This is a genomic window from Bacteroidales bacterium MB20-C3-3 (assembly GCA_035609245.1).
Classification (GTDB): domain Bacteria; phylum Bacteroidota; class Bacteroidia; order Bacteroidales; family UBA932; genus Bact-08.
Genome location: CP141202.1, coordinates 1,525,254 through 1,541,140, shown reverse-complemented (window position 1 = coordinate 1,541,140; position 15,887 = coordinate 1,525,254). Strand labels below are relative to the sequence as shown.

The following is a 15,887-nucleotide window of genomic DNA, read 5'->3' as shown; positions in this document are numbered from 1 at the left end:
TCACATGGCTGGAAAACTAATAACAATGAGCAAAGTAAAGCAAATTTTGCAATTAATTGAACAGGGGATCTCTCAAAGAGAGATATCTCGGTGTTTACAGATTGACCGAAAAACAGTAAGTCAGTACTTCTCAAAAAACAAGGAGTTAAACTTAACTAAAGAAAATCTTCAAACTATTCCTGACGAAGAACTGGAAGCATTATTTAAATCAGAAGCTTCGTACTTTGATTCAAGCGAAGAGTATAAGTACTTGGAAAAACTATTTCCCTATTTTAGGAAAGAACTCAAGAGAACCGGAGTTACCAGGTTTATTTTATGGGAGGAATATCGTAGAGCCCGCTCTCAAGGCTACAGTTACTCGCAAATGTGTCATCATTACCAACAATGGCTAAATAGTGAAAATGTCTCAATGCATCTTGAACACGAATATGGAGAGGAGATGTTTATAGACTTCACAGGAGACAAGCTTAATTATTTTTGTCCCAATTCCGGTAAAGCTATAGAAGCAGAAGTTCTTGTAACCATTCTTGGTGGAAGCAGAATGTTTGAAGCAGAGGCCGTTGGGAGTCAAAAAGTGGAAGACTTTACAATGGCAGTAAGTAATGCACTCCATAATTTTGGAGGAGTACCCAAGGTGCTTATCCCGGACAACCTAAAGGCTGGAGTTACTTCTTCAGATAAGTATCAGCCCGTAATCAACAATACTTTTCTCTCTATGGCTAACCATTATGGAGCAACGGTAAGTCCAGCCAGGTCCAGAAAACCTCAAGATAAGGCATTAGTAGAGAGTATAATTAATGTGGTTTACTCTTCAGTATTTGCTCCTCTTAGGGATAAACTGCCCTGTGGACTAACAGAACTTAATAAGAGGATAAAAGAGCTTGTTGCTATTGCAGTAGCTAAGAACTTCCAGAACAGAGATTATAGTCGTAAAGACCTGTTTGAAAAGTACGAAAAAAGTGCTCTTATGTCATTACCTGTAAATAGATACGAGATAACTAAATCATATAAACTTAAGGTAAACACAGAGTATCATGTATTTTTTAACAAGGACAGACACAGCTATAGTGTACCGTATAAATATGCCGGAAAGAGGATTAAAGCTGTTGTGTCGTCCGGGACAATATCCTTCTATTACAATAATCAGCAAATTGCTTCCCACATAAGGAGTAGCAAGGAAAATGGATACTCTACAAAAGTTGAACACAGGCATCCAAATCATAGATATGTAGACCAATGGGAGCCTTCTGTTGCTTACATATGGGGAAGTACTGTAGATCCGCTGGTAGAAGAATATATGAGGAATATGATGTCTCAAAGCACATATCCTCATTTGGCCAGAAGAATGTACGAAGGAGTTGTACACTTGAGTAAGAAATACGGGAACTACAGGCTTACAAATGCATGCAAAAGGGCTTTAGCTTATAGGGTGTATGATTATACAACTTTAAAGAATATCCTGTCAAATAGCCTGGATAATCAAATTGGTACTACTGCGAAGAATATCGTAAAACTGCCACGACACGAAAATATCAGAGGAGCTCAATATTATAAATAGCATAGTTATGGATAGTAATAACATACTAAGTAAAATGAGTTCAATGAGGTTAGATGGGATGTATAGCCTCTACAAAAACATGGTAGGATCAGGACAGTGTGATGCTATAACTAATGAAGAATTCTTGACGATGTTAATTAACGCTGAATGGGACAACAGAGAGAATAACAGGGTAGAGAGGGCCTTAAAAGAGGCTAAGTTCAGGTACCAGGCAGCTATTGAAAATATAAGATATGACGATGATAGAGGATTGGATAAGTCACAAATAATCAGATTGTCAGACTGCTCTTACATTACACAAGCGAAGAATATATTAATAACCGGCTTTACAGGAACAGGGAAAAGTTATCTTGCATCTGCCTTTGGACATCAAGCTTGTTATAACGGATATAAGGTGATGTATCATAATGCTCAAAAACTCTTCGCAAAACTTAAAAATGCTAAAGCAGATGATACTTACTGCAAGTTAATAGCCAAGATCGCAAAGCAGGACCTACTGATTATAGATGATTTTGGACTACACATACTGGATGACATTGACCGACTTATACTGCTTGAAATAATGGAAGACAGATACGGAATAAAATCAACTATAATCAGCTCTCAGCTACCGGTAAAAGTGTGGTATGATATAATAGGAGAAAGCACTATTGCTGATGCAATTATGGATAGACTGGTAAATGGAGCTTTTAGAATAGAAATAAAATCAAAGAAATCTCTTCGAGAATAAATAACATTAAAAATTTTTATGCACTTTTGCTATGAAAGCGAGAAAACTGTAACTGGCCCCATATGCTCCAGAATAGTGGCCCTATATCACCGGAATAGTCACTCCGACAATGATTTAAAATCAGTTGCTTTCAAAACAATTGATGGTAATGATGTTATTGACGAAAGACAAATTCAAAAACTTTGGTATGACAATAAAATTCCAAATGCAATACCAGTTGACAAATCAAGTCTTGACGAACTTCTACTTATTGCAATAATTAAGAGGACTTTCCCAAACATTCAAATAGAACCACAAATAAGTGTGAAGCGATTTTCAATGGACTTAAAATTAACTCTTGAAGGACACTCACCATTGTTTGTAGAATTTGATGGTCCTTCTCATTTTGCTCCATCAAGATATGGGCTACCAAAACACGAACCTTTTAGAAAAAAGAAAATCGTAGAAGATCTGACAGGGCTTGAGGTTGTTAATTGGGCTTATTGGATACAAAGGTGTAGCAGTAATGTAAAAGCCTTATTTGACAAGTCGATAAATGGCTACGGAGTTTTGTGGAGTACAGAAATCCATTTTGGGATGTTTGTGTTTGAAAACTCAGCGAGTATTATTGACACAATAACAAAAAGATTTAATGCTGTTGACGAAAATGGTTTTGGATATTTTTATGGAGGACAGACAAGAGGTAGAAACAATCCAGAACATCCAATAATAGAGAAAATTAAAAACGGAAAAGCAAATATTGGACTTATCATTCCTAAAGGACACCAAGACAGAAATTATTGGTTGCCTAAAAAGTTGATGCTATAAAAAAATGCCATTTAACATAGGTTTTGCGTTATTAGGGGTGAAGTGACAACTTGGAGCTTTGTGCTTCTTTTCAAGTTCAGTCATAGTTGACAGTTTTGTGCTACGAAATCACAAACATTTAAAACAACGAAGACCACTCGCGACAAACAAAACCAACAGATTTTAGTAAAAAATGACAATTGACACAACATTTAATGTATACACAGACGCAAATGGAGGCGACCCGGATAGCACAAGTCCGACTCTTCGTTGCTATCATAAAATGTTATGGAGTAAGAAATTGTCAAACGGAAAGTTCTTTGAACTTATAGACAAAAAATGGGGAACTTATTTGTACCATAAATCGGAACTTGGAGAATTTTCACTAGGAAGCGATGCTATTACGCATTCTTATAGAAATCATAAAAACAAAGCTTGGTTAACACAGCAGATACAGGAAGAGGTAAAAGAATTGTTTGATTTAGGCTCAACCATTGGAGCTTACACACTATTCCCAAACAATAGAATTGAAGGAAAGCATACAATAAACCAAGCAAGGGGAGTAAACAGCCTAATTGATGACAGATTTGACCTAACCTTAGAATGTATCAGGCTCTTCTATTTAGGGCAACAGAGCCCGCTTTATGACACAATTTTTAGGTATAAGGAGTTCTTCTACTTGTTTGAGGATTTTAAGGGATATATTGACTTCTTTTTACTCAACGACCTTGTTGATGAAAATGGAAGTGTTCAGTTTTACCTGCCATTTGATAATTTCTCCACGAGACCTATGTTTAGAGACATAGATGAATATTTAACCTACAAGAAAGGGGTGATGCAATTCATCAAGGCGCGAAACAAGCGAATAGAGAATTATTGTCATCAAGAATCATTTAATAAACATCAAATATCTATTTAGTCCCCGTTTTTGAAATCGGGGACTAAAACAGTGAAACTCTATGGCACTCTATGATACTCTATGACACTATGAAAAAACCTTAAAGTGCTGATTTGATACTCTATGACACTTTATGGAACTCTATGATAATCAAGGCTCAAGTACCCCCCTCACCGCCAAAGAAGAAAAAGCCGGGCACACGCCCGGTTTTTTTATTTCCGGCAAGTGCAAAGCTTGCTTTAGCACGCAGCCGGGAATAAAAAATCTTATGCGCAGCATAAGGCTTTTTCTTCTTTGAAGCACCCCACCCGGGGGAACGCCTCGCAAAGCGAGGCAATCCCATAACATCTGAATTCAATCACTAATTATTGAAATCATCATTTTCCTGACGTCAGGAAAATGATCGAAACATACAACAGGATTGGAATAACAAATAGATATCTGCCGCACGGCAGATGGGCTTTTTCCTCTTTGAAGCACCCCCCCTTTGGGGGAACGCCTCGCTTAACGAGGCAATCCCCTATTTCTCCTGAAACATCCCCACAGGTTTGGGTGGGACAAACCTCCATCTTATTGATTATCTACACATCCCAAAATATAAATCTAACACAATCAACACTTAATCTTTTGCAATCACCACTATTTTAGCCCTGTGGAGGTTCGTCCCACCCACGCCTGTGAAAAATCGCACAAACATGCCAATCCCCTCAAGTTAAAATAATTAAAAAAATCAAAGGAAATCGATACTGCGCATCGTTTTTTTTTACATTTGACACACAACCAATTAACGCATTCTGTTTTACAAAATTCACCTCTAACCGACAGATATAGTATGAAGAAACAGCTCATTATTGCAGTAATTGCAACCATCTCATTCAATCTATCAGCTCAAAATTCAAATACCCAAAGGAGCCACAGTATTAAAGGGCCATTAGTAGGATTATCTTACGCCTACGAACATCCAATAGCCCAACAATCAACATTGAACATGGAACTTATCCTTAACGGAGGTTTTGGCTCAGGAACTTTCAACGGCAACTACTGGTATATAGCTCCGTCACTCAGAATAGAACCAAGATATTACTACAATCTTTCCAAAAGGTTCAGTAAAGGCAAGAAAACCATTAACAACTCCGCAAACTACATTGCAGTTTCTGCCGATTATCAGCCGGGTTTTAGTATTGGGAACAATGCCGATGTAACCCAATACATCCTGATTGTACCCAAATACGGTTTGAAAAGAACAATGGGCGAGCACTTCATTTTTGAAGTGGCAGCAGGTGTCGGAACCAATATTATTGGAAGCAACAATTGGGAGGCAGTACTGGCAATGGACCTGAAACTCGGGTACGCATTCTAAAGTTTTAAAAAGCCAGAGCCATAATTGTATTAAGTGCTCGCTGAGATGAGGAGATCACTACCAAAATTGATATACCGCATCGTTTTTTTTTACATTTGACACACAACTAATTAAAGCATTCTGTTATGAACAAGATTATTGCCGTTATCATTTTCTCATTTCTATGTTTTGCCCCTCTTAAATCACAAAACCAAACATCACCTAAAAAATTCTTTGCAGAAATCCAGGCAGGTCCAATTTTAATTTATAATAACTCAATGTCAGGCATCCTTTCAGAAGCATCAGCCACATTAGGTTATAACATTAATTCAAGATTTGCTGCAGGAATCGGAATCTCGACAATTCATTTTGTAACAGCAACGCCGTACATTTATGGCAAAGTAAACTTCTCAAAAATTGAAACCAGAAGAATTATCCCATTCCTGTCTGTAAACGCCGGATACACTATAAATTTTGAGTCATCGGATTTTCAAAATGATAAAATCTCTCTTCAGCCAAAACTCGGACTATCTTTTTATGGCAAACAGAAAAAATCTTCATTCATACTCTACGCCGGGGCGCTTATCTATAATAGCAAAGTTTTGCCATCAATAGGTATTGGCATTGGATTTTAACTGAGTCCCGCTTTCAAAAAAACGGGACCAAAACAGTGAATCTCTATGAGTCTTTATGATACTTTATGACACTTTATGAGATGTTTTGAATACAAACATTCCCACAGGTGTGCGTGGGACGAACGCAGCCCGCCCCTTGATTATCTCTCTATACTTTTATGAATAAGCGACTTACGGAAATAACTCAAAAATCAATTGAGAGCCTGTCTTCTTCTTTGATATTGCCAGATAAATATAGCTGAAAGCAATGTTCCAAGAGCAACTGCAACTACAGAAGCCTCTGGGCCAAAATCACCTCCTGTAACAAGATCTGGTCCTTTAACCACTGAGTTGAGTATGCTTTCTCCTTTATCTGTGCCAGAAACAGAGAATCCAAATACATTACCCTGAGTAAAATTCCATGCCCAGTGAATACCTATTGGTAACCATAAAGATCCAGAAAATTTGAAAGCAGCACCAAGCAGCACACCAGCTTCAATGGCAATTGCAATTGAACTCCAAACGCTTGCATTCGGCTGAAATATATGGACGAATCCAAATAATAGGGCTGATACTCCAAGGGCCCACCAAATGCCAAATCTTTCATCAATCATTCTGAAGATTATTCCTCTGAATGTTACTTCTTCTCCACATGCTACCAGAAAGTATAAAAACAGATTCAGTGTAATGTATGACCAGTGTGGCGAAGCGTATTGAGCACTATAGCTTCCAAATATGGTCAGGATTCCGGCAATAACTACAAAATACATTGCTCCTATCAAGATCCCAATGGTTAAATTCTTAGCAATAGCCTTAGTCAACAAGTCAAAACGCCTACAGCACCTTGCCACAGTTTTTGGCAAGTGTCAGATATAGAACTGTTTAATGAAATCATTTTTTTGAGAAGCATAGAGATTATCAAAAAATGCTCTTAGTAAGAGCAAGGATAACAATAACTTGCCAAAAACTGTGGCAAAGTGCTGCCGCGCTGCCGCGCCCGCCACCCGCCGTCGGCCTCCCGCCCGGGCTCGCACAGCCATACTGGTCTTAAGATTTCTCGGTGAATTATTGTCTGAACTTTGTATTATTTATTACCTTTGATATCCAACCAATTAAAACCCTCACTCATGAAATCACTAACACTCCTACTACTGCTCACCTTCTCCTCACTAATAACTTTCGCTCAGTTAAAACCAGACTCAAAGGTGTTTATGACATTTGAACAGACTCAAAACGAAGTAAATGTAGATGGAGATAATGCCATCGCTATGCTGAAAGAGTACATAATCGGAAAAACTTCCCTGGTAATTTCCGAATCAAAAGAATCAGCAGACTTCACATTTAAACTCAGAATAATTGAAAAGAAAATTGGTAACAGAAGAGGGAAGTTGGATATTATAGATAATCAAACCTCTTCAACCCTTTTTGAGTCAAAATGGGTAACCGGAACATCAAATGCATTTTATGGATATTCAGGTTCAAGACACGCTATCGGACTACTTGTTAAAGACCAACTAATCAAGGCATTTCCTAATATTTCTAAATAACACTGTGTCTAATAACCATTCTTGTCGTAAGAATGTCATATAAAATACCGTCCTAATCATTGGTTGAGTTTTAGGTTAAACATAACTTTGAATTAAATCTTAGCTTGAATGGAAAAACAAGCGTTTGGAAAAAAATTACTCGAGGTCAGAAAAGCCAAAGGATTAACTCAAGAAGAGGTTGCTGAGAAGTGCGGGATTACTATCCGTACAATTCAACGCATTGAATCTGGTTTAGTTGAGCCTAGGGTCTACACTATAAAAATAATTTCCGAAACGATTGGTTTTGAGTTTTTTGAATCTTCTAATACCGGTAATGAAGTTAAATCTGAGAAACAAAATTCAAACATAGATAAACATCCCATTTTATGGTATGTGAATGATTTGTTTAATTTTAAAACTAACGCAATGAGAAAAATCTCTATTTTAACAGCAACTCTTCTCCTAATCACTTTATTATGTGTGAATTTCCTTAATGCAGAAGACCAATCAGAAAAATTTAAAAACAGAAAAAGTCTTTCAATTGAGGTGAACAATAATTCAGTCAAAAGAGTTGAGGTTGCTTTTACTCACAGTCTGAACCTTGACAGTCTGATAAAAATTAAAAGAGAATTGGAGAAAATTGGAATTGTTATCCATTATAAGAAGATTGAGTTTAATGTTCACAACTTATTAGTTAATCTTGACTGCGAAGTTATTTGTAATGATGGTTTCAGTGGCAGTTTTGGAACTGGATCATTAAGTTCACAAAATTCTAACAAACGAATCGGATTTTATCGAGACTACTCTCCTGACGCGAAAAGTCCTTTTGGAACAGGCTTTCTAGATTAACCCGGCTGCATTCCTCCTTGCCAACCGCAACTTAATTAAAACAGCTCCCCGTTCCACAACATTTTCAAGAAATGCTGAGCAGGAATAACATCAATTTCATTCATTCTGCGGGGATACTTGTCCATAGAAACAATAATCAGGCGGGAATTTGGAAACTCCTCTGAGAAAGCCTTCAAACCTCGCGTATGATGAGAATGCACCTCTTCTGTAGATTTAATTTCGATGGCAACATTGGCATTACCAATTATTGCATCAACTTCGTATCCAGAAGTTGTACGCCAATATGACAATGAATGCTGTGATTCTGAATACCCGATATAAGCAATTAATTCCTGCATAATTAAGTGCTCAAATGCATGTCCAAATTCAGCAGAACCAGGTAAAAGAGATCTTCTTCTAAGTAGAAAATTAACAATACCTACATCAAAATAGTAAAATTTTGGCGATTGAATAACTCTGCGTTTTACATTTTTGGTAAAAGCCGGAATAGTATAACCGATAAGAGTCTCCTCCAGGATAGAAAAATACTCTTTTACAGTTGGAGCACTTACACCGCATTCAGATGCAATATTATTGTAATTAACTACTTCTCCATTGCTCAAGGCCGCAATTTCCATAAAACGAGAAAATGTTTTCAAGTTTCGGGTTAGAGCTTCTGCTTTGATTTCTTGTTGCAAATAATCACCCACATATGCATGAATACGCTTACCTGCATCATCCACCAGATAATGCCTTGGCATCATACCATTGTTGCAAGCTTTTATCAGATCAAAATCAGGAATCTCGGCACTTACAAAAGGATATAAATGTTTGCGGATGGCTCTGCCTCCCAGCAAGTTTACACCGCTTCGCCTCAGCTTGCGTGCACTCGAGCCGCTTAAGATAAACCGGTGATTTTTATTGGTCATTAACCATTGCACCTCATCGAGTAATTCAGGAATCTTCTGTATTTCGTCAATTATAATAAGCTCGTTTTCCTGGAGCAAACTTAGCTCCTCACGCAAAAGTGATGCACGACGATTATATCGTTCAAATTCGTCCGATTTTAGTAAGTCAATATATCTGGTATTGGGAAAAAGGAGTTGCAATAACGTACTTTTCCCGGTTTGTCTGGCTCCCCACAGAAAAATACTCTCATTTTCTGCATCTTGAAGATTAATTTTACGAGAAAACATAACGAGATAATTTTTTAAGAGATATTATTTTGAGAGTAAATATATAAAATTTTTCATGAATATCTAAAGTGTAACTTTATTTTAACATGAATATCTAAAGTATAACTTTATATTTTCACTAAAATCCGCAAGCACTCTCTTGGCTAAAATAAAGTTTTCATATCTTTGAAAAATCACCTAAATTAACCCTCACTATATGAAAAAGGCAGCCGTAGTAATCATCAGTTTAATTGCAGTAGTTTTGGAAAGTGGATTTACATAGACCCTCAGTTCAATATCATGCCCACCCTTAACGGAACCCCTCTCACCGGGGTAGAGTTCCAAAAAGCCATATACTCTAAAGATCCAAATCTCAAACTTATAAACAAAGAGGGCGAGTTGGGCAAAGAGGACTCAGAAAACTATATAAAATGGATTGGAAAGTACCTCTTTTATTTCGATATCCTCTTCGATCAGAAGACTATGAACTCTGAAGAATTCATGAGGATTAACGGAATGAGCAAACTAACCTTAGTTCCGGTTGGTCACAAAGAGCCCCGCATATTCCAGCGCAGCAGCAAAATCAACTACAGCTACTACACAAACTCACTGAACGACTTTTACAGAAAACCTCATTAAATTTATCTCACTATCTTTGCGGCGATATTTTATCAGACACAGGAAAGATGAAAAGTACAAATAACATAGAATTTGCCGCAAAATGTATTCAGGAGGGTAAGCTTGTAGCCTTTCCTACTGAAACAGTTTACGGGCTTGGCGCGAACGCCTTAAACCCGCTGGCGGTGGCAAAGATATTTGAGCTAAAGGAGCGCCCAACATTTGACCCGCTCATTGTGCATATTTCTACCATGGCCCAGCTGGAAGCAGTTGCTGCCAATATCGATGAAAGAGTTTACAAACTGGCAGAGAAATTCTGGCCCGGGCCGCTTACTATGGTTCTCCCAAAAAGCAGCATAGTTCCCGATCTTGTGACCTCAGGCCTGCCAACAGTAGGCGTAAGAATGCCAAAAAACGACATTGCCCTTGAGCTAATAACCAGGTCAAACTGCCCCATAGCAGCCCCAAGCGCAAACAAATTCGGGCGCATCAGCCCAACAACAGCAGCCCACGTTCAGAAGCAGCTTCCAAATGTAGATTATATCCTTGACGGCGGAAAAACAACCGTTGGTATTGAATCGACAATAATCCGCCTCACAGACAAGGGCTTCCAGATTCTGCGAAACGGAATCATCACAAAAGAGGAGCTGGAAAAGGTTGTGCCATTTGACGGCAGCTCAGAGATAGAGAAGCTTTCGGCCCCGGGGATGTTAAAATCCCACTACAGCCCAAGAAAAATGCTTCTGATAGCAGATACAGAGCTATCTCATATTGATAAATCCAAAGCCGGCCTTATCTCATTTTCCGGGAAGCTCGAAAGCGGATACCTTAAAGTTATAAGAGTCTCTCAGACAATGGATCTTAAGGACTACGCGGTGAACATGTTTGAAGCCATGCACTCATTTGAAGACGATCCTCAGATTGAGCTTATCATTGCAGAACCGGTTCCTTCAGAAGGGATAGGTATCGCAATTATGGACAGACTCCGCAAGGCCGAATATGACTGGCGGGGTTACAGTTCTCCTGAAATTTCCTGAACCTGCCTTCACCTCAGAGTTTTTTGTTTGTCTCAATGAATGCAGGTTACACATTGATTTTTGAAGACTCTGCCACTCCAAATAACAGAATAAGTATCGAACCAAAAATAGGCCTCTCATTCTACGGCAAAGAGAAATAATATCCGCATAATGTGTATTATTTTGAACATTTTTATATATATTTGTTCATTATTGTAAACATTATCTAAATGAAACGACCTCTACTACCAGCACAATCAAGAATTCTTGCTGAATTTGGAGAAAATATAAAATACGCCAGATTGCGCAGAGATTTATCATCCGAGCAAATATCTGAGCGTGCATCAATTTCCAGAAATACTCTAATTAAAATTGAAAAAGGGGACGAAGGTGTTGCTATTGGATATTATTTCAGAGTTCTGGCGATTCTGGGTTTGGACAAAGATCTTCTCTTGGTGGCAAAAGATGATGAACTGGGGAGAAGACTGCAAGATGCACGTTTCGCAGTAAAAGAGAGGGCTTCTAAAAAATAAATTATGTCGCAGAATAAAGAAATATATGTTTATATGGATTGGTTTATGTCAGAAGAACCTGTCTTTATGGGCGTGCTTTATAGTGAAGTGATCAGGGGCAAAGAGGTTTTTTCATATGAAAACGATAAGAACTGGATAAATAACATTAGTTTTCGATCCCTGGACCCCGATTTATCTGAATTTTCCGGGAAACAATATTTAAAAGCAGACAAAAGCAACTTCGGACTCTTTCTTGATTCGGCTCCGGATAGATGGGGGCGCAATTTAATGCGCAGAAGAGAGGCCATTTTAGCCAGATTGGAAAATAGGACTGTTCGTACTTTAACTGAAGCAGACTATTTGATGGGTGTTTATGATGGAAACAGAATGGGAGCACTTCGGTTTAAATCTTCTCCTGAAGGAGATTTCATGGATAAACACAAATCTTTGGCAACCCCTCCTTGGAGTTCTATACGAGAGCTTGAATACGCCAGTCTGCATATTGAGACCGATGATGAAATCTATTCTTCTGAGCACATAAAATGGATTAATATGCTATTCGCACCAGGCTCTTCTCTTGGAGGAGCAAGACCTAAAGCAAATATTCTGGATGAAAAGGGTCAATTATGGATTGCAAAATTCCCAAGTAGTAAAGATGAAAAAAACACAGGTGCATGGGAATATGTTATTTCCAGAATAGCTGCAAATTGCGGAGTAATTATGTCTGAGTGTAAAGCTCAAAGATTTGGAAGTAATCATCATACATTTTTAACAAAACGCTTTGACAGAAATGAAGCAGGTAAAAGAATCCACTTTGCTTCTGCAATGACTCTGCTGGGTTATTCTGACGGAGCAAGCTATGCAGATGGCGTCAGCTATCTGGAAATCGCACAGTGGATTGCTTCAAATTGTAAAAATACTAACTATAATCTGGAGCAATTATGGCGCAGGATTGTTCTAAACATTGCTGTATCAAATTGTGATGATCATTTAAGAAATCATGGATTTATCCTTTCAGGCAAGGGGGGGTGGGAGCTTTCTCCAGCTTATGATATTAATCCTGATGAGACTGGAATGGGTTTAAAACTGAATATCACGGAAGATGACAATTCGCTTGATTTTGAGTTAGCCCTTAGCATTGCTAAATACTTTGGTTTAGGAACCGCTAAGGCAACCGAAATTTTATCAGCAATAAAATCTGCCGTTTCAAAGTGGCAACAATTCGCATCTGAGGCAGGAATTCCGCGAAGCGAACAAGAGTTGGTTTCCGGTGCCTTCAGATATTGAAATCAAGATTAAAATCTAACTAATTATCAAAATAATGGACAACAAACGCATTTTCAAAATGCCCTTCGCTGATGTCTATCCATTTTACATCCAGAAGGCCGGGAAAAAGGGGCGCACTAAGGAGGAGGTAGACCAAATTATCTTCTGGCTAACCGGATACACAGAAGAGTCCCTTCTACACCTTTTAGACAACAAAACCAATTTTGAAACATTCTTTACAGATGCTCCTCAGCTAAACCCAAATGCCCAAAAAATTACAGGGGTAATTTGTGGTTATCGCGTAGAAGAGATTCAGGATAGATTGATGCAAAAAATTCGCTATCTTGATAAATTAATTGACGAACTTGCAAAGGGTAAGACAATGGATAAAATTCTACGCAAATAAGTGTAAAATACTATGGCAGAATTAAAGACAAAACTAAACGAAGCTAATGTTGCTGATTTTATTAATGCTTCTGCCGATTCAGAACAAAAGAAAAAAGATGCCTTTGAGTTATTGGCTCTGATGGAGGAGTGGACCGGATTTAAGCCAAAAATGTGGGGTGCCTCAATGATAGGATTTGGGAGCTACCACTACAAATCAGAAAGAAGCCGTCAAGAGGGAGACTGGCCACTGGTAGGCTTTTCACCTCGTAAAGCAGCAATTTCATTATACATTTTTTCCGGCACACCTGAACAGGAGGAGCTTCTTTTCGAGCTGGGCACATTCAAAATGGGTAAGGGCTGTATCTACATTAAGAAATTGTCTGACATTAGCCTTACGGTCCTTAAAAAACTAATAACTGAGAATATTTCATACCTGGTGGAAAAATATGGATAAGAATTTTTTCTTTACTCTCTCCCTTATTATACTCTTCTCTCTTCCTGTATTTTCCCAGACATCAAATCCAGGGAGCATCCAGGCAACAAAAGTATCTGATCCTCTCCATATTGACGGTAACCTGGCCAAGACAATCTGGCAAAATGCCATACCCGTAACAAACTTCAGGCAAAGTGAACCCGCTGAGGGGGCAGAACCAACAGAGCTAACCAAAGTTGCCGTTTTGTACGATACTCACAACATCTATTTTGGAGTATGGTGCTTTGACTCTCAGCCCGATAAACTATCGGCAAAGCAGATGACCAGAGACTTTGAATGGGGCTCGGACGATGATATTGAGATTATGATAAGTCCCTTTAACGATAACAGAAACGGATATCTCTTTGTTACTAATCCAAACGGAGCTATGGCAGATTCGTGGCTTGGGGGGGACGGCGGTCGTCACAATATAGACTGGAATGGAGTATGGAATGTAAGAGTTACTCGAGACGAAAAGGGCTGGTTTGCCGAATTTGCCATCCCCTTCTCCACCCTTAAGTTTAAAAAGGAAGAGACCCAAACCTGGTCTGTTAATTTTGAGAGAAATATAAGAAGAAAAAATGAGCAGGTAAGGTGGCAGGGATGGTCCCGTCAGTATGGCATTGAGAACATTACTCAAAGTGGTAAACTTGAAGGGCTCCGGAATATCAGACAAAAAGAGAGGTTGGAAATAACACCATACATCACTACCGGTCTGGAGTGGGAATCAGATAAGCCAAAAGGTTCCCTCAAGGCAGGAGGAGAGATTAATTATGACATCAGCCCAACTCTTAAACTGAATTTCACTCTGAATACCGACTTTGCTCAGGTAGAATCAGACAGAAGAGAGGTAAATCTATCCCGGTTCTCCATTTTCTATCCGGAGAAGAGGCAATTTTTCCTTGAGGGAAGCACCTATTTTGATATGTCTGTATCTTCAGCAAGGCTATTTTACAGCAGACGAATCGGAATTGATCAGGACTCCTTTATCCCAATTCTTGGAGGAGGCAGGCTATTTGGAAAGATAAACAAAACCAGCATAGGTATAATGACTTTACAGACTGCTGCAAAAGGGGAGACTGAGTGGGCCAACTCTTCTGTAATAAGAGTTAAGCAGGATATTTTTGAAGAGTCCTCCGTTGGTTTTATTACAACCCAGAAATTCAGCAATGGATACTATAGTTCAATGTACGGAACTGACTTTACATATAACACCTCCAGGTTTATGGGAGACAAGAACCTTATGTCTGGATTTTCCGGAGCTATCACACTTGAAAATCCGGGCAAAGTGGGTTCTGACAATTCAAAAAATGCCACTTATCATGTTTTCCTGTTCTACCCAAACGATATATGGAGCTTCAATGCCGGATTTAACTCAGTCCAGGAGAACTTCAAACCAGCCCTTGGTTTTGTGAACCGCACCAACTTTAAAAGACTATACTCCAGACTGGAATACAAGCCCCGGTTTAAGAAGATGCCCGACTTTATCAGATCTTTCTCTTTTGAGCTGTTTGACCTTGAATATTTTATCAATGACAGAACTGGAGTAACAGAGACTTTTGCGATGGAGATGAGGCCCTTTGGAATAAATTTTAAAAGCGGGGATTATTTTGGGATTAACTATGAATACCATCAGGATAATCCCCATGAAGAGTTCAAACTAATTGACGGAATAATAATTCCTAAAGGTGAGTATAATGACAATAACTTTAGTGCGGAGTTTCACTCTTTTGATGGCAGGGCAATAAACGCCGGAGCAGAGTATGAACGGGGGAGTTTCTATACAGGAATGCGATCAAATATTGAAATATATCTTAATTTGAGCATTAACAGGCATCTAAGTATTGGGGCAGACTGGAGCAGAAATAATCTGGACCTTCCGGAGGGTTATTTCAAAGTAAATGAACTTGGGGGCAGAGTAAACTATGCTTTTAATCCAAGATTAAACACCTCTGTTTTCGCACAATGGAATAACGAAGATGAAGAGGTTATACTAAACTACCGGATAAACTGGATTCCAAAAATTGGAAGCTTCTTCTATTTTGTAGTTAATCAAAACATTGACACCTCCGGCAACTCTATTAAATTTACAAGAACTACACTTCTTGCAAAGCTAATCTGGCGCTTCGCAATTTAAATTCTAAACAAAATATTTGCAAAAT

The 15,887-nt window shown here is 38.5% G+C and carries 17 protein-coding genes; 15 read left to right on the top strand and 2 right to left on the bottom strand.

All coding sequences use genetic code 11. The annotated features are described in order from the left end of the window. Nucleotides 1-25: 25 nt before the first annotated feature. The 6 genes from istA (at nt 26) to U5907_06975 (ending at nt 5,946) form a co-directional block, all read left to right on the top strand. A complete protein-coding gene (gene istA / locus U5907_07000) occupies nt 26-1,558 on the top strand; it encodes an IS21 family transposase (protein ID WRQ32326.1) in 1,533 nt (510 codons plus the stop codon). Between the two features lie 7 nt (nt 1,559-1,565). Next, nucleotides 1,566-2,288 (top strand): IS21-like element helper ATPase IstB, encoded by a 723-nt coding sequence (gene istB / locus U5907_06995; protein WRQ32325.1) that lies wholly within the window; start codon nt 1,566-1,568, stop codon nt 2,286-2,288. Between the two features lie 18 nt (nt 2,289-2,306). Then, nucleotides 2,307-3,095 (top strand): hypothetical protein, encoded by a 789-nt coding sequence (locus U5907_06990; GenBank protein WRQ32324.1) that lies wholly within the window; start codon nt 2,307-2,309, stop codon nt 3,093-3,095. Nucleotides 3,096-3,267: 172 nt separating this feature from the next. Continuing rightward, nucleotides 3,268-3,993 (top strand): hypothetical protein, encoded by a 726-nt coding sequence (locus U5907_06985; GenBank protein ID WRQ32323.1) that lies wholly within the window; start codon nt 3,268-3,270, stop codon nt 3,991-3,993. Between the two features lie 811 nt (nt 3,994-4,804). Beyond that, complete coding sequence (locus U5907_06980) at nt 4,805-5,332, top strand: hypothetical protein (protein WRQ32322.1); 528 nt, start codon at nt 4,805-4,807, stop codon at nt 5,330-5,332. Between the two features lie 125 nt (nt 5,333-5,457). Further along, entirely contained in the window at nt 5,458-5,946 is a 489-nt protein-coding gene (locus tag U5907_06975) for a hypothetical protein (protein ID WRQ32321.1), read from the top strand. Between the two features lie 191 nt (nt 5,947-6,137). Here U5907_06975 and U5907_06970 read toward each other — a convergent pair whose 3' ends face one another. Then, a complete protein-coding gene (locus U5907_06970) occupies nt 6,138-6,776 on the bottom strand; it encodes a CPBP family intramembrane glutamic endopeptidase (protein ID WRQ32320.1) in 639 nt (212 codons plus the stop codon). A gap of 276 nt (nt 6,777-7,052) precedes the next feature. Here U5907_06970 and U5907_06965 point away from each other — a divergent pair, with 276 nt between their 5' ends. Both U5907_06965 and U5907_06960 read left to right on the top strand, forming a co-directional pair. Next, complete coding sequence (locus U5907_06965; protein ID WRQ32319.1) at nt 7,053-7,472, top strand: hypothetical protein; 420 nt, start codon at nt 7,053-7,055, stop codon at nt 7,470-7,472. A 108-nt stretch (nt 7,473-7,580) separates the two neighbouring features. Then, nucleotides 7,581-8,300, top strand: coding sequence for a helix-turn-helix transcriptional regulator (locus U5907_06960; GenBank protein WRQ32318.1), 720 nt, complete (start codon nt 7,581-7,583; stop codon nt 8,298-8,300). Between the two features lie 35 nt (nt 8,301-8,335). Here U5907_06960 and U5907_06955 read toward each other — a convergent pair whose 3' ends face one another. Then, nucleotides 8,336-9,475, bottom strand: a complete 1,140-nt coding sequence (locus tag U5907_06955; protein ID WRQ32317.1) for a DUF4143 domain-containing protein — start codon at nt 9,473-9,475, stop codon at nt 8,336-8,338. Nucleotides 9,476-9,754: 279 nt separating this feature from the next. Here U5907_06955 and U5907_06950 point away from each other — a divergent pair, with 279 nt between their 5' ends. From U5907_06950 to U5907_06920, 7 genes are all read left to right on the top strand, one after another. After that, nucleotides 9,755-10,093 (top strand): hypothetical protein, encoded by a 339-nt coding sequence (locus U5907_06950; GenBank protein ID WRQ32316.1) that lies wholly within the window; start codon nt 9,755-9,757, stop codon nt 10,091-10,093. Nucleotides 10,094-10,140: 47 nt separating this feature from the next. Next, nucleotides 10,141-11,109: an L-threonylcarbamoyladenylate synthase gene (locus U5907_06945; protein WRQ32315.1), complete on the top strand. Its 969-nt coding sequence runs from the start codon at nt 10,141-10,143 to the stop codon at nt 11,107-11,109. Nucleotides 11,110-11,318: 209 nt separating this feature from the next. Then, nucleotides 11,319-11,621, top strand: coding sequence for a helix-turn-helix transcriptional regulator (locus U5907_06940; GenBank protein WRQ32314.1), 303 nt, complete (start codon nt 11,319-11,321; stop codon nt 11,619-11,621). Between the two features lie 3 nt (nt 11,622-11,624). Beyond that, entirely contained in the window at nt 11,625-12,887 is a 1,263-nt protein-coding gene (locus U5907_06935) for a HipA domain-containing protein (GenBank protein ID WRQ32313.1), read from the top strand. A gap of 34 nt (nt 12,888-12,921) precedes the next feature. Then, the gene (locus U5907_06930; protein WRQ32312.1) at nt 12,922-13,272 is read left to right on the top strand and encodes a DUF2200 domain-containing protein; all 351 of its coding nucleotides are present in this window, start codon (nt 12,922-12,924) and stop codon (nt 13,270-13,272) included. Nucleotides 13,273-13,284: 12 nt separating this feature from the next. Continuing rightward, nucleotides 13,285-13,707, top strand: coding sequence for a DUF1801 domain-containing protein (locus U5907_06925; protein ID WRQ32311.1), 423 nt, complete (start codon nt 13,285-13,287; stop codon nt 13,705-13,707). Next, a complete protein-coding gene (locus U5907_06920) occupies nt 13,700-15,862 on the top strand; it encodes a DUF5916 domain-containing protein (protein ID WRQ32310.1) in 2,163 nt (720 codons plus the stop codon). Before U5907_06925 ends, U5907_06920 begins: the two co-directional genes overlap by 8 nt. Nucleotides 15,863-15,887 lie beyond the last annotated feature (25 nt).